Here is a 21,557-nt window from a genome sequence, read left to right as displayed (position 1 = left end):
GTTAATCCCCATCGTCCACAGGGCTTATATCATCATCATCTTTTCTTTTATTTCTTCTTATCATTAAGAAGAGGCAGTTACGGAAAGGTTACGCCGATGACGGATTTTCTTGCCTCGACATACCCATGGATCAAGTCCATGCATGTCATGTCGATCCTTGCCTGGATGGCGGGGCTGTTCTATCTGCCCCGATTGTATGTTTATCATGTTGAAGGGCTGAAAAAGCAGGGCGTTGTGCGGGGATCCGATATGGATTTGCTGTTCCAGCACCAGGAAAGACTGTTGCTGAAGGCAATCATGAATCCCGCGATGATTTCCAGCTGGCTGTTCGGTCTGGCGCTGGTTCTGACCCCGGGAATTGTCGACTGGAGCTTGACCTGGCCCTGGGCGAAGGGTGCGGCGGTGATCGGTATGACCTGGTTTCACATGTGGTGCGCGGCACGGCGCAAGGATCTGGCAGGTGGAACGAACCAGATAACCGGCCGACAGTACCGGATGATGAACGAGGTTCCCACCCTGTTCATGATCGTGATCGTGCTGGCGGTGATCGTCAAATTCTGAGCTTTTGTTGACTCGGGCGTCGTTGACGCTTAGATGGCGTTCAAACCTCTGCCGTCCGGCATGAGGGCTTCCGATATTTCATATTCGCGCCGCAAGACGGTCGCCAGAGCGAGTGGGCCCGCCATGACCAAGGAACGTTTGAACCTGTCTGATCTGAAGGCGAAAAGCCCGGCTGACCTGCTGGCGATGGCCGAGGAATGGGAAATTGAGAACGCTTCGACCATGCGCAAGGGCGAGATGATGTTCTCGATCCTGAAAGAGCATGCCGAGGAAGAGATCGAGATCGGCGGCGATGGCGTTCTTGAGGTGCTGCAGGATGGTTTCGGGTTCCTGCGCTCGCCCGAAGCGAACTATCTGCCGGGGCCGGATGATATTTATGTGTCACCCGACATGATCCGCCAGTACAGCCTGCGCACGGGCGATACCGTTGAAGGGATCATCCGCGCACCCGGTGAGAATGAGCGGTATTTTGCCCTGACCACGGTTGAAAAGATCAATTTTGAAGACCCGGAAAAGGCACGTCACAAGGTCGCTTTCGATAACCTGACCCCGCTTTATCCCAATGAGCGGCTGAAGATGGAAATCGAGGATCCGACGATCAGGGACCGCTCGGCCCGGATCATCGATCTGGTGGCACCGATCGGGAAGGGGCAGCGAAGCCTGATCGTGGCGCCGCCGCGGACGGGTAAGACGGTCCTGCTTCAGAACATTGCGCATTCGATCGAAAAGAACCATCCGGAATGCTATCTGATCGTTCTTCTGATCGATGAACGCCCGGAAGAAGTGACCGACATGCAGCGGTCGGTGAAGGGTGAGGTGATTTCCTCGACCTTTGACGAACCGGCAACGCGGCACGTTGCGGTTTCGGAAATGGTGATTGAAAAGGCCAAGCGCCTGGTGGAACACAAGCGCGACGTTGTTATCCTGCTTGACTCGATTACACGTCTGGGCCGGGCCTTCAACACGGTGGTGCCGTCTTCGGGCAAGGTGTTGACGGGGGGCGTGGACGCTAATGCGCTGCAACGGCCCAAGCGGTTTTTCGGTGCGGCGCGAAACATCGAAGAGGGCGGTAGCCTGACCATCATCGCGACGGCGCTGATCGACACCGGAAGCCGGATGGATGAAGTGATCTTTGAAGAGTTCAAGGGTACCGGCAACAGCGAAATCGTGCTGGACCGCAAGGTGGCCGACAAGCGCGTGTTCCCGGCGATGGATATTCTGAAATCGGGTACCAGGAAAGAAGATCTTCTGGTCGATTCCAAGGATCTTCAGAAAACCTATCTGCTGCGCCGCATTCTGAACCCGATGGGGACGACAGATGCGATCGAGTTCCTGATTTCGAAGCTGAAGCAGACCAAATCCAACGCAGAATTCTTCGATTCCATGAACGGCTGACGCTGTTTTTCTTTTCCCACAAGGGGTTACAGCTTGGATACGATATTTGCGCAGGCCACTGCCCGCGGAAAAGCGGGCGTGTCCGTCATTCGTATTTCCGGGCCGCTGGCCTGGGATTCCGCCATGACACTGGCGGGGGACCTTCCGCCGCCCAGGGTGGCCGGCGTTCGACGGCTGCAGCTTGATAGCGAAATTCTGGATGAGGCGGTGGTTCTTTGCTTTGAACGGGGCAAAAGCTTTACGGGTGAACAGGTAGCCGAATTACATGTGCATGGCGCCATTGCGACCGTGGCATCGGTTTTGCGCGGCCTGGGTTCAATGCCGGGCCTGCGGTTGGCAGAGCCGGGTGAATTCACGCGTCGCGCGCTGGAAAATGGACGCCTTGATCTGGCGCAGGTCGAAGGGTTGTCGGATCTGATCGCTGCCGAGACAGAAGCACAGCGGAAGCAGGCACTTCGGGTCTTGTCCGGGGCGGTCGGGTCGTTGGTCGATGAGTGGCGCGGCAAACTTGTCCGGGCAGCGGCTCTGATCGAGGCAACGATTGACTTCGCGGATGAAGATGTGCCGGTTGATGTTTCAGCCGAAGTGCAAGTGCTGGTCGGTTTTGTGCAGGATGCCCTTGGTCAGGAACTGGGGCGCCTTTCATCGGCCGAGCGTATCCGGGAAGGTTTTGAAGTTGCGATCGTGGGGCGCCCCAATGTCGGGAAATCCACCCTTTTGAACGCTTTGGCGGGGCGTGAGGCGGCGATTACTTCGGAAATCGCCGGAACCACACGCGATGTGATCGAAGTACGCATGGATATGGACGGTTTGGCTGTGACGCTGCTGGATACGGCTGGATTGCGCGATACCGACGATGTCGTCGAAGCAATTGGCGTTGAACGCGCGCTACAACGGGCGGAAGCGGCCGATTTGCGGATTTTTCTGGTGGAAGACAACGGCATGCCTTTGCTGGCGCCGGTTGGCGACGACATCGTTGCGCATGCCAAGGCAGATCTGGGAGCCCATGGCGGGCTTGCGGTATCGGGCAAGACCGGGGCAGGGCTTGATCTTTTGGTGAAAGAGGTCACGCGAATTTTGGCTGCGCGTGCGGCAGAAGCTGGTGTAATGACACGAGAGCGGCATCGAATTGCGATGCTGCGCGCGTTTGAAGCTTTGGAATCGGCGCAGAATGAGATATCGCATGGACCGGATCGTGCGGAATTGGCGGCAGAGAATCTGCGCCGGGCGGCACGCGCGCTTGAGTCCCTTGTTGGGCGGGTGGATGTAGAGCATCTTCTGGATGAAATCTTTGCCAGCTTCTGCATCGGCAAGTAAGGAGTGTTTCACGTGAAACATCTGGATGTCATCGTTGTCGGTGGGGGGCATGCGGGTGCCGAGGCGGCCCATGCCGCCGCCCGCATGGGTGCGCAAACCGCGCTTGTTACATTACGCAAGGACGGGCTTGGGGTCATGTCCTGTAATCCGGCGATCGGCGGTCTGGGCAAAGGGCATCTGGTTCGAGAGATTGACGCCCTTGATGGTATCATGGGCCGCGCCGCTGATTGGGCGGGGATTCAGTTCCGTTTGCTTAATCGACGCAAAGGCCCTGCTGTCCAGGGACCCCGGGCGCAGGCGGATCGGAAGCTGTATCGCGCGGCAGTGCAAAAGCTGACGGCAGATCAGCCTGGGCTGACGGTGATTGAAGGCGAGGTTGCTGATCTGATCGTGGATGCAGGCCGGGTTTGTGGCGTCGTTCTGGCGGATGGATCGGCGCTTTCCGCCGGTGCGGTTGTTCTAACCACGGGAACGTTCCTGAATGGGATCATTCATATCGGGGATCAGCGCCGTGCTGGTGGCAGGATGGGGGATCGCCCATCAGTTGCCTTGGCTATGCGCTTGACTAACCTTGGGTTGCCGCTTGGTCGCCTGAAAACCGGGACCCCGCCGCGGCTGGATGGACGCACCATTGATTGGGCTTCCCTGGATACGCAGCCGGGCGATGATGACCCCGTCTTGTTTTCCTTTCTGCACAAGAAGCCTTTTGTGCAGCAGGTGAATTGTGGAATCACGCACACGAATGAGCAAACCCATCGGATCATTCGCGAAAACCTTAGTCGGTCTGCAATGTATGGCGGGCATATTGAAGGCGTCGGCCCGCGGTATTGCCCATCGATTGAAGACAAGGTGGTGCGATTTGCTGACAAGATTTCGCATCAGGTCTTTCTGGAGCCTGAAGGGATCGACGATCCGACTGTTTACCCGAATGGTATTTCGACGTCTTTACCCGAAGATGTGCAGGAAGCTTATGTGCGGTCAATCAAAGGCCTGGAGCAAGTCCGTATCCTGCAGCCGGGCTATGCCATTGAATATGACTTCGTTGACCCGCGCGCCCTTCGTAGCAGTTTGGAACTTCGGGCGCTTCCCGGGCTTTACCTGGCGGGCCAGATCAACGGGACGACCGGGTATGAAGAAGCAGCAGCGCAGGGCCTTGTCGCAGGCTTGAATGCCGCTTTGGCCGCGACCGGGCGTGATCCTGTCATCCTGAGCCGAACGAACAGCTATATCGGCGTGATGATTGATGATCTTGTAACGCGTGGCGTGACCGAGCCGTATCGGATGTTCACCTCACGGGCCGAATTCCGGCTTTCTCTTCGGGCGGACAACGCAGATCAGCGGTTAACACCCCTTGGGATAGGGCTTGGCTGTGTCCATCAGGCTCGCTCGACCGTATTTCATGCAAAGATGGAAGAACTGTCTCGCGGTAAAGCGTTGCTTGACACGGTCCAGTTCACGCCAAAGCAAGCGAATGTGGTCGGCATCAAGGTGAATCAGGATGGAATCCGGCGCAGCGCCTATGCTTTACTATCGTTCCCGGATGTGACTTTTGAACAGCTTGTGCAGGCTGAACCCTCATTGGCGGAAATCCCCGGGGATGTCGCGGATCAGCTTGGCCGCGACGCGCTTTATGCGAACTACCTTTCGCGCCAAGAAGCGGATGTTGAGGCGCTTAGGCGGGATGAAGAGTGGGAAATCCCCGAAAATTTCGATTTTCACGCTTTGCATGGCCTTTCCAACGAATTGAAAGGTAAGCTTGATCGCGCGCGCCCTGCAAACCTGGGGCAGGCTTCACGGGTTGACGGGGTGACACCGGCGGCTCTGACGCTGGTATTGGCAAAGCTGCGTCAGCTGGCGCGGGCGCGGTCGGCATGATGGCTAACCCGGCTGAGCGCACACTTCAGGATCGCTTCGATGTTTCACGTGAAACACTGGACCGATTGCGCCGCTACGAATCGCTTCTGCGAAAGTGGAATCCAGCAATCAACCTCGTGTCAAATGGCACGCTTCAAGATCTTTGGGCGCGTCACTTCCTGGATTCGGCCCAGTTGTTTTCGATGGCCAGCCTTAGTGAGGGGCGCTGGGTTGATTTGGGTAGCGGTGGTGGGTTTCCGGGTCTTGTCATTGCGATTCTCGCGTCAGAAAAGGCCCCTTCTGTGCAGGTGACTCTGGTCGAAAGCGACCTGAGAAAGTCAGCCTTTTTATCCACCGTGGCGCGCGACATCGGCCTTCAGGTGGCTGTTCTTTCGGAGAGGATAGAGGGTCTCGATCCCCTGAATGCGGACGTTCTAAGCGCCCGTGCCCTCGCGCCTTTGCCAGGGCTTCTGGGGTTTGCGCAGCTGCACCTGAAGCCCGACGGCACCGCGCTGTTCCCGAAAGGCGCAAGTTGGCGTGACGAGGTTGCCGAGGCCAGGGGGCGCTGGGTTTTTATGGTGGATCCGATTCCCAGCCTTACGGATCCCGCTTCTGTCGTGCTGAACATTCAAGGAGTTTCTCGTGCCTGACCCGACGCGCCCGCCCGCGCCCCGGATCATTGCGATCGCCAACCAAAAAGGTGGCGTAGGCAAGACCACAACGGCGATCAATCTTGCGGCGGCCCTGTCAGAAGGTGGCCGCAAGGTGCTTTTGGTGGATCTGGATCCGCAGGGTAACGCCTCGACTGGTCTTGGGATTGAGCCGGAGGCCCGTCAGCGCACAACTTATGACCTTTTGCTTGAGGAGGCCCCTGTTTCCGAGGTGGTTCTGCCTACGAACATTTCGGGCTTGTGGATTTGTCCTGCGACAACCGATCTGTCTTCTGCTGATATGGAGCTTGTCGCAAGCGAAAAGCGCAGTTTCCTTTTGCATGACGCGTTGCATCAGCCCGCGCTTGACGTATATGGCTTTGATTACATTCTGATCGATTGCCCGCCTTCTCTCAGCCTTTTGACTATCAACGCCATGGTGGCGGCTCAGTCCGTTCTGGTGCCCCTGCAGGCAGAATTCTTTGCCCTTGAAGGCTTGTCACAGCTTTTGCTGACGATTCGTGAGGTTCGGCAGTCTGCAAACCAAGGACTTAGGATTGAGGGTGTTGTTCTGACGATGTATGACGTTCGGAATAATCTATCGCAGCAGGTCGAGGCGGATGCCCGTGCAACCTTGGGTGAGATCGTGTTCCGCACGATGATTCCGCGGAATGTCCGAGTGTCAGAGGCACCGTCATTTGCATTGCCGGTTCTGTCCTATGATCCTGCATCGCGTGGCGCGGCGGCATATCGCGCCCTGGCGCAGGAACTGGTTTCTCGGCATGAGATCGCACAACGGAAAGGCTAGGGGATGAACGACAAGAGATTTGAACGCCGCGGTCTTGGTCGGGGCCTTTCGGCGCTGATGGCGGATGTGGGGGTCACGACGGAAGAACAGGCCCCGGCGCGCCGGGCCGAGCATCGTATTCCGATCGAACAGATCGAACCCAATCCCAATCAGCCGCGCCGCGATTTCCTGCCTGAAGCTCTGGAAGAACTCGCCGCATCCATCCGCGAAAAAGGGGTCATTCAGCCGCTGATCGTTCGAAAGCATCCGTCAAAGGATGGCTATGAAATCGTTGCCGGGGAACGTCGCTGGCGCGCCGCGCAGATTGCACAGTTGCACGATCTGCCTGTTATCATTCGCGATTTTTCGGATACCGAGGTTCTGGAAGTTGCGATCATCGAAAACATCCAGCGCGCCGATCTGAACCCGCTGGAGGAGGCCCTGGCCTATCGGCAGTTGATGGATCGCTTTGGTCATACGCAAGAAAAACTGGCAGAGGCGCTTTCGAAAAGCCGCAGCCATATCGCGAACCTCTTGCGTTTGTTGCAGCTTCCGTCCGAGGTTCAGGGTTGGTTGCGTGAAGGTAAGCTTTCTGCCGGCCACGCACGGGCGCTGATCACGACAGAAAACCCCGTCAAGCTCGCACAAGATGTGATCTCTCGGGGTCTGTCTGTGCGTGAGACCGAGCGTCTGGCCAAGGGACCAACGGGGGAGGAGGCGCGAAAAAGCAATGGCGCACGAAAATCCGCCGAGAAAGATGCCGATACGCGCGCGCTAGAAGGCGATCTTTCCGCTACAATTGGTATGAAGGTATCAATCGACCACAATGGGTTGGATGGCGGCACACTTTCAATCAGCTATCGGACGCTCGAACAGCTGGACGAATTGTGCCAGCTTCTCAGCGGAATGCGCTAAGGATCAACTGTCGGGACGGCTCCAGATGAACGCTGCCACGGCGATCAGGGTTGTTGCCTGAACCGCCAGAATCTTCGTTCCAACGCCGAATGCGACAGACAGCGCGAAGGCGGCCAGGATTGAAACTGACGCGGCCCATTTTGCGGGCCGCGCGATCGAACGGCGCTCGGACCAGTCGATGATGGCAGGGCCGAACCGTGGGTGGCTCAGCAGCCAGTTGTGCAACCGCTCGGATGAGCGGGCAAAGCAAAAGGCTGCCAGCAGCATCAGGGGAACGGTGGGCAACAGCGGCAGAAAGGCCCCGATCACGCCAAGCGCAAAGCACACCAGACCCGCGATCAGCCACAGAATGCGCATCAGGGAAACAGCCGGCGCAGGATCGCGTTCAGAACGGCACGCCCGGCAGGCGTGGTGCGAATTTGCGCGTCATCGATGACCAGCAAGCCCAGATCCTCCATTTCGGTCAGGGCATCGGCATCCAGCGGTTGGCCCGAAAGTGCGTGGTATCGCCGTGCATCGATCCCCTCGCGCAGCCGAAGCCCGAACATCAGATATTCCTCGGCCTGCTCGTGTAAAGGAAGATCTTCGCGTAAATTTTCGCCCGTGCCGGTTTGCTCTACCCGGTTCAGCCAGGCCCCCGGCGCTTTGGGCGTGTCGGTCGCCTTGCGCGTTCCGCCCAGCGTCAGCCGCCCATGCGCGCCCGGTCCGATCCCGGCATAATCGCCATAACGCCAATAAATAGAATTGTGGCGGCTTTCCGCACCGGGCCGGGCATGGTTGGAAACCTCATAGGCGGGCATTCCCGCCGCATCGCAGATTTCTTGCGTCAGGTGATACATATCTGCCGCCAGATCCTCACCTGGAAGCCCGCGCAGGCCCCCTGCAGCATGGCGCGTGCCAAAGGCGGTGCCGTCTTCAATTGTCAGCTGATACAGCGACAGATGGTCCACCGCCATCGACAACGCACGGCCAAGCTCGGACTCCCACGCGCGCAGGGTCTGATCCTGACGGGCATAGATCAGGTCAAAACTTACCCTGTCAAAAACTTCGCGCGCGATGCCAAAGGCGCGCTCTGCCTCGGCGACCGAATGAAGCCTTCCCAGCCGCTTCAGATCGGCGTCGTTCAGCGCCTGAACCCCCATCGACAAGCGGTTTACCCCTGCTTTGGCATAGCCCCGGAACCGCTGTGCCTCAACCGATGTCGGGTTTGCTTCCAGTGTTACTTCCAGATCGTTGGCAAGTGTCCAGGTTTCGCCGATCCTGTCCAGGATCGCGGCCACAAGGTCCGCGGGCATCAACGAAGGCGTGCCGCCGCCGAAGAAGACGGTGTTCAGAACGCGGCCTTTGGTTTCCCGCCCGATCCTGTCGATCTCGCTGATATAGGCGCTGCGCCAGCGGGCGATGTCGATTTGCCCCGCCACATGGCTGTTGAAGTCGCAATAGGGGCATTTCGACGCGCAAAACGGCCAGTGCAGATAAAGCCCAAACCCCCCGTGGCGCCAGTCTTCGATCATGGACGGAACGCCGTGACTTCGATTTCCACCTTCATCTCGGGTCGGATAAGTCCGGCGATGACCATGGTTGCCGCCGGGCGAATTTCGCCCAGCGTGGCGCCCAATACCGGCACCAAATCATCCACAAGTGATGCATCGGTGACCGTGTACTGAACGCGGACGATGTCTTCCATGGCAAAGCCCGCCTCGGCCAGGACCGTGCTGATCGTCGCAAAGCAATTGCGTGCCTGATCCGCTATGTCCTGTGGCATCTGCATCGTCGCATAGTCATAGCCCGTCACGCCGGACACAAAGCACCAGGGCCCCTTCACGACGGCGCGGCTGTAGCCCATGCTGCGTTCAAACGGCGATCCGGTGGAAATGCGGCGCATCTTATCCCTCGAAGCATTCAACCAGCTTGCGGAACGCATCCGCCCGGTGGCTGATCTGGTTTTTCCTGGCCGGGTCCATTTGGGCAAAGGTCACATCATGCCCGTCAGGTTGAAACATCGGGTCATAGCCGTGACCCTGAACCCCCCGCATTGGCCAGACCAGTTGTCCTTCGGCCTTGCCGTCAAACACCTCATCATGCCCATCGGGCCAGGCCAGCACCAGGGTGCAGCGAAACCGTGCCGTTCTGGGGTAGGGGGCGGCCATGGCCTCGCATTCGGTCCAGGTGCGCGTCATCGCCTGAATGAAATCACGCCCGTTCGGGGTTTCCGCCCAATCTGCGGTGTAAACCCCGGGTGCGCCGCCCAGGGCATCCACCTCGATCCCGGAATCGTCGGCCAGCGCGGGCAGGCCAGTGGCCTGTGCGGCGGCATGGGCCTTGATCCGGGCGTTGCCGACAAAAGTGGATTCGGTTTCCGCAGGCTCGGGCAGGTTCATCTCGGCCGCGCCGATGATGTCGATACCAAAGGGCGCCAGCAGCGCCGCGATTTCCTCCAGCTTGCCGCGATTATGGGTTGCCACCAGCAGGCGTTTGCCCTGGAACTTCCTCATGCAATGGCTGCTTTCTGGGCTGTAACCAGTTCCGCGATGCCAGCCTCGGCCAGATCAAGCAACTCGTTCATCTGCGGGCGCGAAAAGGTTGCCCCCTCGGCGGACATCTGCACTTCAATCAACTTGCCGGCCCCGGTCAGGATGAAATTCCCGTCGGTTCCCGCCTCGCTGTCTTCGGCATAATCCAGATCCAGCACGGCCTGCCCGGCATAGATACCGCAGGACACCGCGGCGACATGATCCACCAGCGGGTCCGAGGTGCAGACGCCAGCTTTCATAAGCTTGTTTACCGCAAGCCGCAGCGCAACCCAACCGCCGGTGATCGCGGCGCAGCGGGTGCCGCCATCGGCCTGGATGACATCGCAGTCCACCACGATCTGGCGTTCGCCAAGTGCCACACGGTCGACACCGGCCCGCAGCGCGCGCCCGATCAGCCGCTGGATTTCCTGGGTTCGGCCTGATTGCTTGCCCGCCGCTGCCTCGCGCCGGTTGCGGGTGTTGGTGGCGCGCGGCAGCATGCCGTATTCGGCGGTCACCCAGCCAAGCCCCGACCCTTTCAGAAAGGGGGGGGCGCGATCCTCAATCGTGGCGGTGCACAGAACCTGGGTATCCCCCACGCGGATCAGACAGGATCCCTCTGCATGTTTCGTGATCCCAGTCTCGATTGAAATCGGGCGCATTTCACTTAAATTCCGACCAGAGGGGCGCATGACGTGTCCTTTTTTGCGTTCTGCGCCAATTACAGGCCGTGCCCGGCGCGATGCAACCCCGATTGACGGCACAACCGTCCCGGTCTTATCTCAATCGCGCCAAGGTGAAATGCGATGACTGACGGAAACCAGATCCTTTCTGAGCTGAACGAACGTTCCCGCGAGGTGTTTCGCCGGGTTGTCGAGGGCTATATTGAATCGGGCGATCCGGTGGGATCGCGCACGCTGACCCGGCAGATGAGCGAAAAGCTGTCCGCGGCGACTATTCGCAACGTGATGCAGGATCTGGAATATCTTGGGCTTCTGGACAGCCCACATGTTTCGGCTGGACGCGTGCCCACCCAACTGGGCCTGCGCATGTTCGTCGATGCCCTGATGGAGGTCGGCAGCCTGGATTCCCGCGACCGCGAAAAGATCGAGGCGACGTTCGGTTCGGGCGATGCCGATGTCGGGTCGCTTCTGGATCGGGTCGGCGCGGCGCTGTCGGGGATCACGCATGGCGCAAGTCTGGTGCTGGCGCCCAAACACGAAGCGTCGATCCGCCATATCGAATTCGTCAGCCTTGCCCCCGAACGCGCCCTTGTCGTTCTGGTCTTTGCCGATGGTCAGGTGGAAAACCGCGTTTTTACCCCACCGCCGGGCCAGACGCCTGCATCCATGCGTGAGGCCGCGAATTTCCTGAACGCATTGGCCGAAGGGCGCACCCTGTCCGAGTTGCGCGGCGAAATTGTCCGGGAAATCGGCGAACGCCGGCAAGAGCTGAATACGCTTGCGCGCGAGCTTGTGGAAAATGGTCTGGCGCTTTGGCAGGACGAGGGCGAGGTGACCGAGCGTCTGATCGTGCGCGGCCGCGCCAATCTGATCGGGGTAGAGGCCGACCTGGACCGCATCCGAAGCCTGTTCGATGATCTGGAACGCAAACGCGACATCGCCCGCTTTCTGGAACTGGCCGAGGATGGCGAAGGTGTGCGCATTTTTATTGGCTCGGAAAACAAGCTTTTTTCACTTTCGGGTTCCTCTTTGGTTGTCTCTCCCTATATGAACGCGGATCGAAAGATCATCGGTGCGGTCGGGGTCATCGGCCCCACGCGGCTTAACTATGGGCGGATCGTGCCGATCGTGGATTACACAGCGCAACTGGTCGGGCGGATGTTGTCCGGTCGGGGCAGAGGATGAGACGCATGAGCGAGATGAAGAAAGACGAGATCGCCGAAGAGCAGGCCCGGATCGATGAAACCTTCGAGGATGTCCTGAACGAAGGTCAGGATGAGCTTGAGGCGCTGCGCGCCGAGCGTGATGAACTTCGCGACCGTTTCATGCGCGCCCTGGCTGATGCCGAAAACATGCGCAAGCGTGGGGAACGCGACCGGCGCGAAGCCGAACAATATGGCGGAACCAAACTGGCCCGTGACCTTTTGCCGGTCTACGATGCGCTGCGCCGCGCGTTGGACGCCGCCGGCGAGGAACAGCGTGCCGCGGCGGCTGGTCTGATCGAAGGGGTGGAACTGACGCTGCGCGAATTGCTGAATGTCTTTGGGCGGCACGGCGTTCAGGCCGTGGTCCCGGTGGTCGGCGACAGGTTCGATCCGCAGCAGCATGAGGCCATGTTCGAAGCCCCCGTGCCGGGAACCGTGGCAGGTGACATCATTCAGGTGATGGAAGAGGGTTTCCTGCTGCATGACCGCCTGTTGCGCCCAGCCAAGGTTGGCGTGTCATCCATGCCGAAAAGCTGAACGGTGACGCGGGGGGCTGTCTGCCCCCCGAGCCCCCCGAGGATATTTTCGCAAAGCCGAAGATCAGTCTTTCAGAAGTGCCTTCAGATCATACAGAGCGGCGAGCGCCTCTTTCGGGGTCATTTCGTCGGGATGCAGGCCGCGCAGGTGCTCTTCTGCCCGTGAAGGGGGCTTTGGGGCCAGGACGGGCGGGGGTGGGACATGGGCGGAAAACAGTGGCAGGTCATCGATAATGGTCTGTTTCTTGGTACCGCCTTCACGTTCGCCCTGTTCCAGTGCATTCAGAACGACGCGTGCGCGGGCCACCACGCTTTCGGGTAGCCCTGCAAGACGCGCGACCTGAACGCCATAGCTGCGATCAGCGGCGCCCTTGCGGACCTCATGCAGGAAGATGACTTCGCCTTCCCATTCCTTCACCGCCACGGTGGCATTTTCCACGCCGTCCAGCTTGGCCGCAAGGGCGGTCATTTCGTGGTAATGGGTGGCAAAAAGCGCGCGGCATCGGTTGACCTGATGCAGGTGTTCCAGAACCGCCCAGGCGATGGACAGCCCGTCATAGGTTGCTGTGCCGCGGCCGATTTCGTCCAGGATGACCAGGGCGCGGTCATCGGCCTGGTTCAGGATTGCGGCGGTTTCGACCATTTCCACCATGAAGGTCGACCGGCCCCGTGCCAGATCGTCGGCGGCGCCGACGCGGCTGAACAATTGACTGACCAGACCGATATGGGCGCGGCGGGCGGGAACGAAACTGCCTGCCTGCGCCAGAAGCGCGATGATCGCGTTCTGGCGCAGAAAGGTTGACTTGCCGGCCATGTTGGGCCCGGTCAGCAGCCAGATGGCGGCGGTTTCGCCTTCGCTCAGGGTGCAGTCGTTGGCAATGAAAGGTTCGCCGTTGCGTTTCAGGGCGGCTTCGACCACCGGATGGCGACCACCCTCGATGATAAAACTGCGGGAATTGTCGATCTTTGGCTCGACCCAGTCCGCGCTGGCCGCAAGGTCGGCAAAGGCCGTGGCCAGGTCGATTTCTGCCAGCGCGCGGGCGGCGGCGGCGATCGGGCCTGATTGGTCCAGAATCGCGCTTTTCAGGCTGTGATAGAGCCTTTTTTCGATTTCCAGCGCGTGGTTGCCCGCGTTCAGGATACGGGTTTCCAGTTCGCTTAGGGGCAGGGTGGTGAAACGGACCTGATTGGCGGTGGTCTGGCGGTGGATGAATGTTTCATTCAGCGGCGGGGCCATCATCCGTTCGGCATGGGTCGCGGTGGTTTCGATGAAATAACCCAGCACGTTGTTATGCTTGATCTTCAGGCTTTGGATGCCGGTCTGCCCGATATACTCGGCCTGCATGCGGGCAATCACACCGCGACCCTCATCGCGCAGCTGACGCGTCTGGTCCAGTTCCGCATCGTAACCTGGCGCGATGAAGCCGCCGTCACGGGCCAGAAGCGGGGGTTCGGCAATCAACGCGGCATCAAGCAGATCGCGCAGTGCCGCATGCCCGGTCAAGGCCTGTGTCGCTTTGCCCAAAAGGCTTGGGGCATCCGACCCGTCAAGCCGCGTGGCGATGCACGCGGCCTGTTCCAGCCCGTTGCGGATGGCGGCCATGTCGCGTGGGCCGCCGCGGTCAAGCGCCAGACGCGACAGGGCGCGGTCCATGTCGGGGCAGCGGCGCAGATCGGCCCGAAGATCTTCGCAAAAACGGCTCTGTTCCAGCAGAAATCGTATCGATTCATGCCGGGTGTGGATTTCCCGAAGATCGCGTGACGGGGCGGATATGCGCCGTTCCAGCAACCTTGCGCCGCCTGCGGTGACGGTGCGGTCGATGGCCTGCAGCAGCGATCCTTCGCGCCCCCCGGACAGGGCCTGCGTCAGTTCCAGATTGCGGCGCGTCGCCGCGTCGATCTGCACGGTTCCACCGGCATCTTCGCGCACCGGCGCCCGCAGCAGCGGCAGTTTGCCGCGCTGCGTCAGGTCCAGATAATCCGCAATGGCGCCCATGGCCGACAGTTCGGCGCGTGAAAATGTGCCAAAGGCATCCAGCGTACCGACGTTGAAAAGGGCGCACAGGCGTTTGTCCGCGCCCTGGCTGTCAAAGCTGGCGCGGGGCAGGGGCGTCACGGCGGCGCGCATGTCGGTGATGATGCCGGCCAGATCGGCCTCGCGCAGCTCGGAGACCAGAACCTCGCGTGGGGCCAGACGCGCCAGTTCCGGCGCCAGACGCAGCAGCGGGCAGGGCATGACCCGGAATTCGCCGGTCGAGATGTCCACCCAGGCAAGGGCCGCGTCATCGCGGACCTCGGTAAAGGCGGCAAGGAAATTGTGGCGCCGCGCCTCAAGCAGGCTGTCTTCGGTCAGGGTGCCGGGGGTGACAAGCCGCACCACATCGCGCGCAACGACGGATTTGGCCCCGCGTTTCTTTGCCTCGGCAGGGTCTTCCATCTGTTCGGCGATGGCGACGCGAAACCCCTTGCGGATCAGCGTCAGCAAATACCCCTCGGCGGCATGTACGGGCACGCCGCACATCGGGATATCTTCGCCCAGATGCTGACCGCGTTTGGTCAGCGCAATGTCCAGCGCGGCGGCGGCCTGTACCGCGTCGTCAAAGAACATCTCGTAAAAATCGCCCATCCGGTAGAACAAAAGCGCACCGGGATTGGCGTTCTTGATCCCCAGATACTGCGCCATCATCGGTGTGACACTTTGGTCCGACATGCTTCCCCCTTGGCTTTGCGCGACCCTACAAAAGCCCCGGGACAGGTGCAAATCCATTGAGGCACGCCACGCGCGGCGCTAAGAGAGAGGCCTGCAGGAGGAGCACGGCCCAATGTCCACCAAGAACCGCATCACGCCCGAAGAGGCGCTGGCCTATCACCTGGACCCGCGTCCGGGGAAATACGAAATCACGGCGACCAAGCCGATGACCACCCAGCGCGACCTTAGCCTGGCCTACAGCCCCGGGGTTGCGGTTCCGGTCGAGGCCATCGCCGAGCGGCCCGAGACCGCCTATGACTATACCGTCAAGGGCAATATGGTTGCGGTCATTTCCAATGGCACGGCGATCCTTGGGCTGGGCAACCTTGGGGCGCTGGCCTCCAAGCCGGTGATGGAAGGCAAGGCGGTTCTGTTCAAACGGTTTGCCGACGTGAACGCCATCGACATCGAGCTGGATACCGAAGACCCCGATGAGATCATCCAGGCCGTGCGCCTGATGGGGCCGACCTTCGGCGGCATCAACCTTGAGGATATCAAGGCGCCCGAATGCTTCATCATCGAACAGCGCCTGAAGGAAATCATGGACATCCCGGTGTTCCACGATGATCAGCATGGCACCGCCGTGATCTGCGCCGCCGGCCTGATCAACGCGCTGGAACTGTCGGGCAAGCGGATCGAGGATTGCCGTATCGTGCTGAACGGTGCCGGTGCGGCCGGGATCGCCTGCCTTGAACTGGTCAAGGCGATGGGCGCACGGCATGACAACTGCATCATGTGCGACACCAAGGGCGTGATCTGGCAGGGCCGGACCGAGGGCATGAACCAGTGGAAATCGGCCCATGCCGCCAGAACCGATGCGCGCACCCTTGAAGAGGCGATGGTGGGCGCGGATGTGTTTCTTGGCGTTTCGGCCAAGGGGGCGGTCACGCCCGGGATGGTGGCAAGCATGGCCGACAATCCGGTGATCTTCGCCATGGCCAACCCGGACCCCGAGATCACCCCCGAAGAGGCCCATGCCGTGCGCCAGGACGCGATCGTGGCCACCGGGCGCAGCGATTACCCCAACCAGGTGAACAACGTCCTGGGCTTTCCCTATCTGTTCCGCGGCGCGCTGGATATCCATGCCCGGGCGATCAATGACGAAATGAAGATCGCCTGCGCCAGGGCGCTTGCGGAACTGGCGCGCAAGGATGTGCCTGATGAGGTGGCGATGGCCTATGGCCGCAAGCTGACCTTTGGGCGTGACTACATCATTCCCACGCCCTTCGACCCGCGTCTGATCCATGTGATCCCGCCCGCGGTGGCCCGGGCGGGGATGGAAACCGGCGTTGCGCGCCGTCCAATCATCGACATGACCGCCTATGAGCTTAGCCTGAAGGCGCGCATGGATCCCACCGCCAGCATCCTGCAGGGTATCCACGCCCGCGCCCGGCAGGCACAGGCCACGATGATTTTTGCAGAAGGCGACGACCCGCGCGTGCTGCGCGCGGCGGTGGCCTATCAGCGGTCGGGCATGGGCCGTGCGCTTGTGGTTGGTGTGGAAAGCGACGTTCGCGAAAAGCTTGAAGCGGCAGGTATCGGTGATGCCGTTAGCGAGATCCAGGTGGTGAATTCCCAGAACAGCGGCCATATCGACAGCTACAAGGAGCTTTTGTACAAACGCTTGCAGCGTCAGGGGGCCGACCGCGAGGATGTGCACAAACTGGCCACCCGCGACCGCCATGTGTTTGCCGCGCTGATGCTGGCGCATGGGCATGGTGATGGTCTGGTGACCGGCGCCACGCGCAAATCCGCCCATGTGCTGGAACTGATCAACAAGGTCTATGATGCCAAGCCCTCGGACGGGGCGGTCGGGATCACGGCGATCCTGCACAAGGGGCGGATCGTGCTGATGGGTGACACCCTGGTACATGAATGGCCGGATGAAGAGGATCTGGCCGATATCGCGGAACGCGGCGCCCATGTGGCGCGGGGTTTGGGCATCGATCCGCGGGTGGCGTTCCTGTCATTCTCGACCTTCGGCTATCCGGTATCCGAACGCGCCGCGAAGATGGGTGAGGCGACCAAGGTCCTGGATCGGCGCGGCGTTGGTTTCGAGTATGAAGGCGAAATGACGGTGGATGTCGCGCTGAACCCCGACCAGATGGCGAATTATCCGTTCTGCCGCCTGTCCGGCCCGGCAAACGTTCTGGTGGTGCCGGCGCGGCATTCGGCGTCGATCTCGGTCAAGCTGATGCAGGAAATGGCGGGCGCCACGGTGATCGGGCCGATCCTTACGGGGGTTTCCGCGCCGATCCAGATCTGTTCCACGATGTCGACGGTGAACGATATCCTGAACATGGCGGCGATTGCGGCCTGCCGGCTGGGCCAGACGCGCTGACGGCGAAGCCGGGGGGCTGTCTGCCCCCCGGACCCCCCGAGGATATTTTCGCAAAGCCGAAGGCAGGAGTGCGCGCCATGATCCTCAATCTCGGGTCCATCAATATTGATCATTTCTATCGTCTGCCCCGGCTGCCGGGGCCGGGTGAGACGCTTGCGGCCACAGCCCATGCGATCGGGCTTGGCGGCAAGGGGGCGAACCAGTCGGTCGCCGTGGCGCGCGCCGGGGCGCGGGTTGTGCATGTCGGCGGTATCGGGCCCGGGGCCTGGGCGTTGGACCGGCTGTCCGGTTTGGGCGTGGATTGCCGGTTTGTCGAACGGCTGGATGTTGCTACGGGCCATGCGATCGTTCTTATCGATGAGGGTGCCGAGAATTCGATCATTCTCTATCCCGGCGCGAACAGGGCCTTTTCCCAAACCGGGATTGTGGCGGCGCTGCGCGATGCCGGGCCGGGTGATACGCTTTTGATCCAGAATGAAACCCTGCATCAGGCAGATGCGGCGCAGATGGCGCAGGCGCGTGGCCTGCGCGTCATCTATTCGGCGGCGCCGTTTGATGCCGATGCGGTGCGTGCTGTGATGCCTTTCGTGACGCTGTTGGCCCTGAATGCGGTTGAGGCGGCGCAGCTGGCCGAGGCGCTGGGCAAGGATCTGGACGATCTGCCGGTGCCCGAGCTTTTGATCACGCGGGGTGCGGAAGGTGCCGAATGGCGCGACCTGCGCGGCGGGGTGCGGATTTTCCAGCCGGCTTTTCCCGTGCGCCCGGCGGATACGACCGGGGCGGGCGATACCTTTGCGGGGTATTTCGCGGCCGGGCTGGATGAAGGCCTTGGCCCACAGGCCGCGTTGCGGCTGGCTGCGGCTGCGGCGGCGCTGATGGTGATGCGGGTGGGGACCGCCGATGCGATCCCGGCCCGCGCCGAGGTTGAGGCTTTCCTGGCCGATCAGCCCAGCGAATAGCCGGTGCCGCGCACGGTGCGAACCGGATCCGACCCGCCATGCACCATCAGTGCCTTGCGCAGTCGCCCGACATGCACGTCAATCGTGCGCGTATCCACATAGATGTCGCGCCCCCAGACGCGGTCCAGCAACTGATCCCGGGTCCAGACGCGGCCAGGCTTTTCCATCAGGGTGGACAGCAGGCGGAATTCGGTCGGGCCAAGCTTCAGCGGTTGCCCGTTGCGGAACACACGGTGTTCGGCGGCATCCAGCACGATGTCTTCGAAGATCAGGCGTTCGCCCATCGTGGCCGGGCGTGTCCGGCGCAGCTGCGTGCGCAGGCGCGCCATCAGTTCGACCACGGAATAGGGTTTGACGACATAGTCATCGGCGCCGGTTTCCAGGCCGCGTACGCGGTCGGTTTCTTCGGACCGGGCGGACAGCATGATGATCGGGATGCTGCGGGTTTCGGGATTGGCCTTCACGCGACGGCAGATTTCGATGCCCGACACATTCGGCAGCATCCAATCGAGCACGATCAGATCGGGTTTTTCCTCGCTGACCATCAAAAGCGCCTCATCGCCGTTTTCCGCAAGGGCAACGCGGAAGCCTTCGGCCTCAAGGTTGTATTTCAGAACTTCGCGCTGGGCGGATTCATCTTCCACCACCAGAACGCAGGGCTGTTGCGCGGGTGACATGGTCTAAACCTCTTGCTGGGGAAGCGCGGTGACGCTTTCCGTCTTGGGGCGGGCGTCCTCGGGCAGGTCGCCGGTGACCAGATAGATCACTTGTTCCGCGATCGAGGTCGCGTGATCGCCCATGCGTTCGACATTCTTCGCGATGAAATGCAGATGCATGCAGGCCGTGATGTTGCGCGGGTCTTCCAGCATGTAGGTCAGGAATTCACGAAACAGCGCGTTATACATCTGATCCACCTCGATATCGCGCGCGCGTACGTCGGCGGCCAGGTTCACGTCGCGCTGGATATAGGCGTCGATGGCGTCCTTCAGCATCAGCTCAACCGCCTGTGCCATGCGCCGGATCGCGGCGGGCGCGCCGGTCACCGTGGGCATCGAGGTCAGCACATGGCTGCGTTTGGCGATATTCTTGGCATAGTCGCCGACCCGTTCCAGGCTGGCAGCGATCTTGATCACCGAAAGCGCCATGCGCAGATCACCGGCTGCGGGCGCGCGCAGGGCGATCAGAAGGGCCGCTTCGTGGTTGATCTGTTCTTCCAGCGTGTCGATGTCCTTGTCGCGGCGGCGCACTTCGCGGGCAAGCTCGTCATCGCGGGTTTCCAGCGCCTGTGCCGCCTCAAGGATGGCGGCCTCGACCATGCCGCCCATCTTGGCGACAAGGGCCTGGACCTTTTCCAGATCGCGGTCAAAGGATGAAACGATGTGTTGACCTGACATGATCCCTGCCTTAGCCGATGCGGCCGGTGATGTAGGATTCGGTCCGCGGGTCGCGCGGATTGGTGAAAATCTGGCCGGTTTCGCCGTATTCCACCAGATGCCCAAGGTGGAAAAAGGCGGTCCGCTGGCTGACGCGCGCAGCTTGCTGCATCGAATGGGTCACGATCACCACCGAGAATTGCGCCCGCAGCTCATCGATCAGTTCCTCGACCTGGGCGGTTGCGATCGGGTCAAGCGCCGAACAGGGTTCATCCATCAACAAAACCTCGGGCGCGGTCGCGATGGCGCGCGCGATGCAAAGCCGCTGCTGCTGTCCGCCTGAAAGGCCGGTGCCGGGCGCATCCAGCCGGTCCTTGACCTCATTCCACAGCGCGGCTTTGCGCAGGCTGGCTTCGACCACCTCATCCAGTTCGGCCTTGCCGCGGGTCAGGCCGTGGATCTTGGGGCCGTAGGCGACGTTGTCATAGATCGATTTCGGGAAGGGGTTGGGTTTCTGGAACACCATTCCCACGCGGGCGCGCAATTGGACCGGATCGACCGCGCGGTCATAGATATCTTCGCCATCCAGCAGGATCTTGCCGTCGACGCGGCAGGTGTCGATGGTGTCGTTCATCCGGTTCAGACAGCGCAGAAAGGTCGATTTTCCGCAACCCGATGGGCCGATGAAGGCCGTTACGGTGCGGTCGAGGATCTCGACACTGACACCTTTCAGCGCGTGGCTTGCCCCGTAGAACACATGCACGTCGTTGGCGCTGATCTTGTTCTGCTGGCTGTCCACAGCTCTCTCCGTCAGTCTGATGTCCTTCATCGCCTGGTCCCCGGCGCGTTCACTTGGCTGGTGCGGGCCCCGCCGCGCAACCGGCGCCTGCCCGGTGCCTTATGCAAAATCGGTGTGACGATCGTGTGACAATATCCCGGAAAAACGTCAGGCCCCGGCGGACCGGCGCAGCGCGGCCGCGATCAGGCTGGCAACCTCGGGGTGTTCGCCAATGGCTTTCAGGCAGGGGCCCTGGAAACCGGCCTTTGCGATGGCCTGGGGGATGTCGCCTTCGACATGGCCGGCGCGCAGGGCAAAGAAGGGCAGGCAGATGCCGCGCCCAAGGTCGCGGGCGACATCGGCCAGAAACGGCGGCTCTTCGATCAGGGCGACCTCGATCCGGGGAAACGGGGTGATCGCGGCCAGCCGTTCGGCCATGGCATAGCTGGAATCCTTCGACCGGCGCGCGACCCTGGACCCATGGGCCGCCAGGATCAGCGCGGTATCCTGCGGGGCCATCCCGGCCTTGGCCGCGGCCTGCAGCGTGACCCGTGCGATCAGCGCCGGCAGGTCCGGGTCAACCCCGAAGGGGGGCAGCTGCACCGCCTCGGCCCCAAGTTCGCCAAGCCTGCGCGGCAGTTCCTTGCCGGTAAACCATCCCTCGGCCATGAAGAAGGGGTAGATCAGCGGGCGGTTGAACCCATTCAGCGCGGCGGCAAGTGCGCCATCGGCGGCAAGCGTCGCGCCGCGGATCTGCCAACCGGGAAGGCGTGCCCCGACATCGGCCGCAAGCGCCCGAAGCGCGGCTTCCTGCGGTTCCGGTTCGGATGGCGAGCCGTGCGCGACGATGATGGCCTGGGGCATGGGGACTCCTTTTCCGGTGAAGTTAGGCGGTTTGCCAGGCAGGGCAATGGCGCAGAAGGATGCGCGGCACAGTTACC

Annotated in this window: 21 protein-coding genes; 11 read left to right on the top strand and 10 right to left on the bottom strand. The window is 61.2% G+C overall.

What is annotated here, in order from left to right; genetic code table 11:
* Positions 1–96: 96 nt before the first annotated feature.
* From ACK8OU_RS03660 to ACK8OU_RS03630, 7 genes are all read left to right on the top strand, one after another.
* Complete coding sequence (locus ACK8OU_RS03660; protein ID WP_410302037.1) at positions 97–561, top strand: CopD family protein; 465 nt, start codon at positions 97–99, stop codon at positions 559–561.
* A 123-nt stretch (positions 562–684) separates the two neighbouring features.
* On the top strand, positions 685–1,956 hold the full coding sequence (gene rho, locus ACK8OU_RS03655) for a transcription termination factor Rho (RefSeq protein ID WP_410302036.1): 1,272 nt from the start codon (positions 685–687) through the stop codon (positions 1,954–1,956).
* Between the two features lie 33 nt (positions 1,957–1,989).
* Positions 1,990–3,273, top strand: a complete 1,284-nt coding sequence (gene mnmE / locus ACK8OU_RS03650) for a tRNA uridine-5-carboxymethylaminomethyl(34) synthesis GTPase MnmE (RefSeq protein ID WP_410302035.1) — start codon at positions 1,990–1,992, stop codon at positions 3,271–3,273.
* A gap of 12 nt (positions 3,274–3,285) precedes the next feature.
* Positions 3,286–5,148 (top strand): tRNA uridine-5-carboxymethylaminomethyl(34) synthesis enzyme MnmG, encoded by a 1,863-nt coding sequence (gene mnmG, locus ACK8OU_RS03645; protein WP_410302034.1) that lies wholly within the window; start codon positions 3,286–3,288, stop codon positions 5,146–5,148.
* The gene (gene rsmG, locus ACK8OU_RS03640) at positions 5,148–5,777 is read left to right on the top strand and encodes a 16S rRNA (guanine(527)-N(7))-methyltransferase RsmG (protein WP_410302033.1); all 630 of its coding nucleotides are present in this window, start codon (positions 5,148–5,150) and stop codon (positions 5,775–5,777) included. The genes mnmG and rsmG overlap by 1 nt, the downstream gene beginning before the upstream one ends.
* The gene (locus ACK8OU_RS03635; protein ID WP_410302032.1) at positions 5,770–6,585 is read left to right on the top strand and encodes a ParA family protein; all 816 of its coding nucleotides are present in this window, start codon (positions 5,770–5,772) and stop codon (positions 6,583–6,585) included. Before rsmG ends, ACK8OU_RS03635 begins: the two co-directional genes overlap by 8 nt.
* A 3-nt stretch (positions 6,586–6,588) precedes the next feature.
* Positions 6,589–7,479: a ParB/RepB/Spo0J family partition protein gene (locus tag ACK8OU_RS03630; RefSeq protein ID WP_410302031.1), complete on the top strand. Its 891-nt coding sequence runs from the start codon at positions 6,589–6,591 to the stop codon at positions 7,477–7,479.
* Positions 7,480–7,482: 3 nt separating this feature from the next.
* Here the strand turns inward: ACK8OU_RS03630 and ACK8OU_RS03625 are convergent, their stop codons facing one another.
* From ACK8OU_RS03625 to rph, 5 genes are read right to left on the bottom strand one after another with little or no spacing between them, the layout of a single operon-like run.
* Positions 7,483–7,836 (bottom strand): YbaN family protein, encoded by a 354-nt coding sequence (locus ACK8OU_RS03625; protein WP_410302030.1) that lies wholly within the window; start codon positions 7,834–7,836, stop codon positions 7,483–7,485.
* Complete coding sequence (gene hemW / locus ACK8OU_RS03620) at positions 7,836–8,990, bottom strand: radical SAM family heme chaperone HemW (RefSeq protein ID WP_410302459.1); 1,155 nt, start codon at positions 8,988–8,990, stop codon at positions 7,836–7,838. The genes ACK8OU_RS03625 and hemW overlap by 1 nt, the downstream gene beginning before the upstream one ends.
* Positions 8,990–9,364, bottom strand: coding sequence for a RidA family protein (locus tag ACK8OU_RS03615; RefSeq protein WP_410302029.1), 375 nt, complete (start codon positions 9,362–9,364; stop codon positions 8,990–8,992). Before ACK8OU_RS03615 ends, hemW begins: the two co-directional genes overlap by 1 nt.
* Position 9,365: 1 nt before the next feature.
* Positions 9,366–9,974: an RdgB/HAM1 family non-canonical purine NTP pyrophosphatase gene (rdgB, locus tag ACK8OU_RS03610; protein WP_410302028.1), complete on the bottom strand. Its 609-nt coding sequence runs from the start codon at positions 9,972–9,974 to the stop codon at positions 9,366–9,368.
* Complete coding sequence (rph, locus tag ACK8OU_RS03605; RefSeq protein ID WP_410302027.1) at positions 9,971–10,684, bottom strand: ribonuclease PH; 714 nt, start codon at positions 10,682–10,684, stop codon at positions 9,971–9,973. The genes rdgB and rph overlap by 4 nt, the downstream gene beginning before the upstream one ends.
* 114 nt (positions 10,685–10,798) lie before the next feature.
* Between rph and hrcA the strand changes: the two genes are divergently transcribed.
* A complete protein-coding gene (gene hrcA, locus ACK8OU_RS03600) occupies positions 10,799–11,860 on the top strand; it encodes a heat-inducible transcriptional repressor HrcA (RefSeq protein ID WP_410302026.1) in 1,062 nt (353 codons plus the stop codon).
* 5 nt (positions 11,861–11,865) lie between these two features.
* Positions 11,866–12,417: a nucleotide exchange factor GrpE gene (locus tag ACK8OU_RS03595; protein ID WP_410302025.1), complete on the top strand. Its 552-nt coding sequence runs from the start codon at positions 11,866–11,868 to the stop codon at positions 12,415–12,417.
* A 63-nt stretch (positions 12,418–12,480) separates the two neighbouring features.
* On the opposite strand, the gene mutS is transcribed toward ACK8OU_RS03595, so the two are convergent.
* Entirely contained in the window at positions 12,481–15,126 is a 2,646-nt protein-coding gene (gene mutS / locus ACK8OU_RS03590) for a DNA mismatch repair protein MutS (protein ID WP_410302024.1), read from the bottom strand.
* A 112-nt stretch (positions 15,127–15,238) separates the two neighbouring features.
* On the opposite strand from mutS, the gene ACK8OU_RS03585 reads away from it, so the two are divergent.
* Both ACK8OU_RS03585 and ACK8OU_RS03580 read left to right on the top strand, forming a co-directional pair.
* Entirely contained in the window at positions 15,239–17,506 is a 2,268-nt protein-coding gene (locus ACK8OU_RS03585) for an NADP-dependent malic enzyme (protein ID WP_410302023.1), read from the top strand.
* A gap of 77 nt (positions 17,507–17,583) precedes the next feature.
* The gene (locus ACK8OU_RS03580) at positions 17,584–18,465 is read left to right on the top strand and encodes a ribokinase (protein WP_410302022.1); all 882 of its coding nucleotides are present in this window, start codon (positions 17,584–17,586) and stop codon (positions 18,463–18,465) included.
* On the opposite strand, the gene phoB is transcribed toward ACK8OU_RS03580, so the two are convergent.
* The 4 genes from phoB to ACK8OU_RS03560 all read right to left on the bottom strand — a co-directional run bounded on the left by phoB (position 18,450) and on the right by ACK8OU_RS03560 (position 21,480).
* Positions 18,450–19,142 carry a phosphate regulon transcriptional regulator PhoB gene (gene phoB, locus ACK8OU_RS03575; protein WP_410302021.1) on the bottom strand — a complete coding sequence of 231 codons (693 nt, stop codon included), beginning with the start codon at positions 19,140–19,142 and terminating at the stop codon, positions 18,450–18,452. The genes ACK8OU_RS03580 and phoB overlap by 16 nt on opposite strands.
* Positions 19,143–19,145: 3 nt before the next feature.
* Positions 19,146–19,859, bottom strand: a complete 714-nt coding sequence (phoU, locus tag ACK8OU_RS03570) for a phosphate signaling complex protein PhoU (RefSeq protein ID WP_410302020.1) — start codon at positions 19,857–19,859, stop codon at positions 19,146–19,148.
* Between the two features lie 10 nt (positions 19,860–19,869).
* Positions 19,870–20,667, bottom strand: coding sequence for a phosphate ABC transporter ATP-binding protein PstB (pstB, locus tag ACK8OU_RS03565; protein WP_410302019.1), 798 nt, complete (start codon positions 20,665–20,667; stop codon positions 19,870–19,872).
* Between the two features lie 117 nt (positions 20,668–20,784).
* A complete protein-coding gene (locus tag ACK8OU_RS03560; RefSeq protein ID WP_410302018.1) occupies positions 20,785–21,480 on the bottom strand; it encodes a sirohydrochlorin chelatase in 696 nt (231 codons plus the stop codon).
* Positions 21,481–21,557 lie beyond the last annotated feature (77 nt).

Origin of the sequence: Pontitalea aquivivens (assembly GCF_046507575.1) — a bacterium.
Lineage (GTDB): Bacteria > Pseudomonadota > Alphaproteobacteria > Rhodobacterales > Rhodobacteraceae > Pontitalea > Pontitalea aquivivens.
Note: the sequence above shows the minus strand (reverse complement) of the source record. Positions and strands in the feature narration are given on the sequence as shown.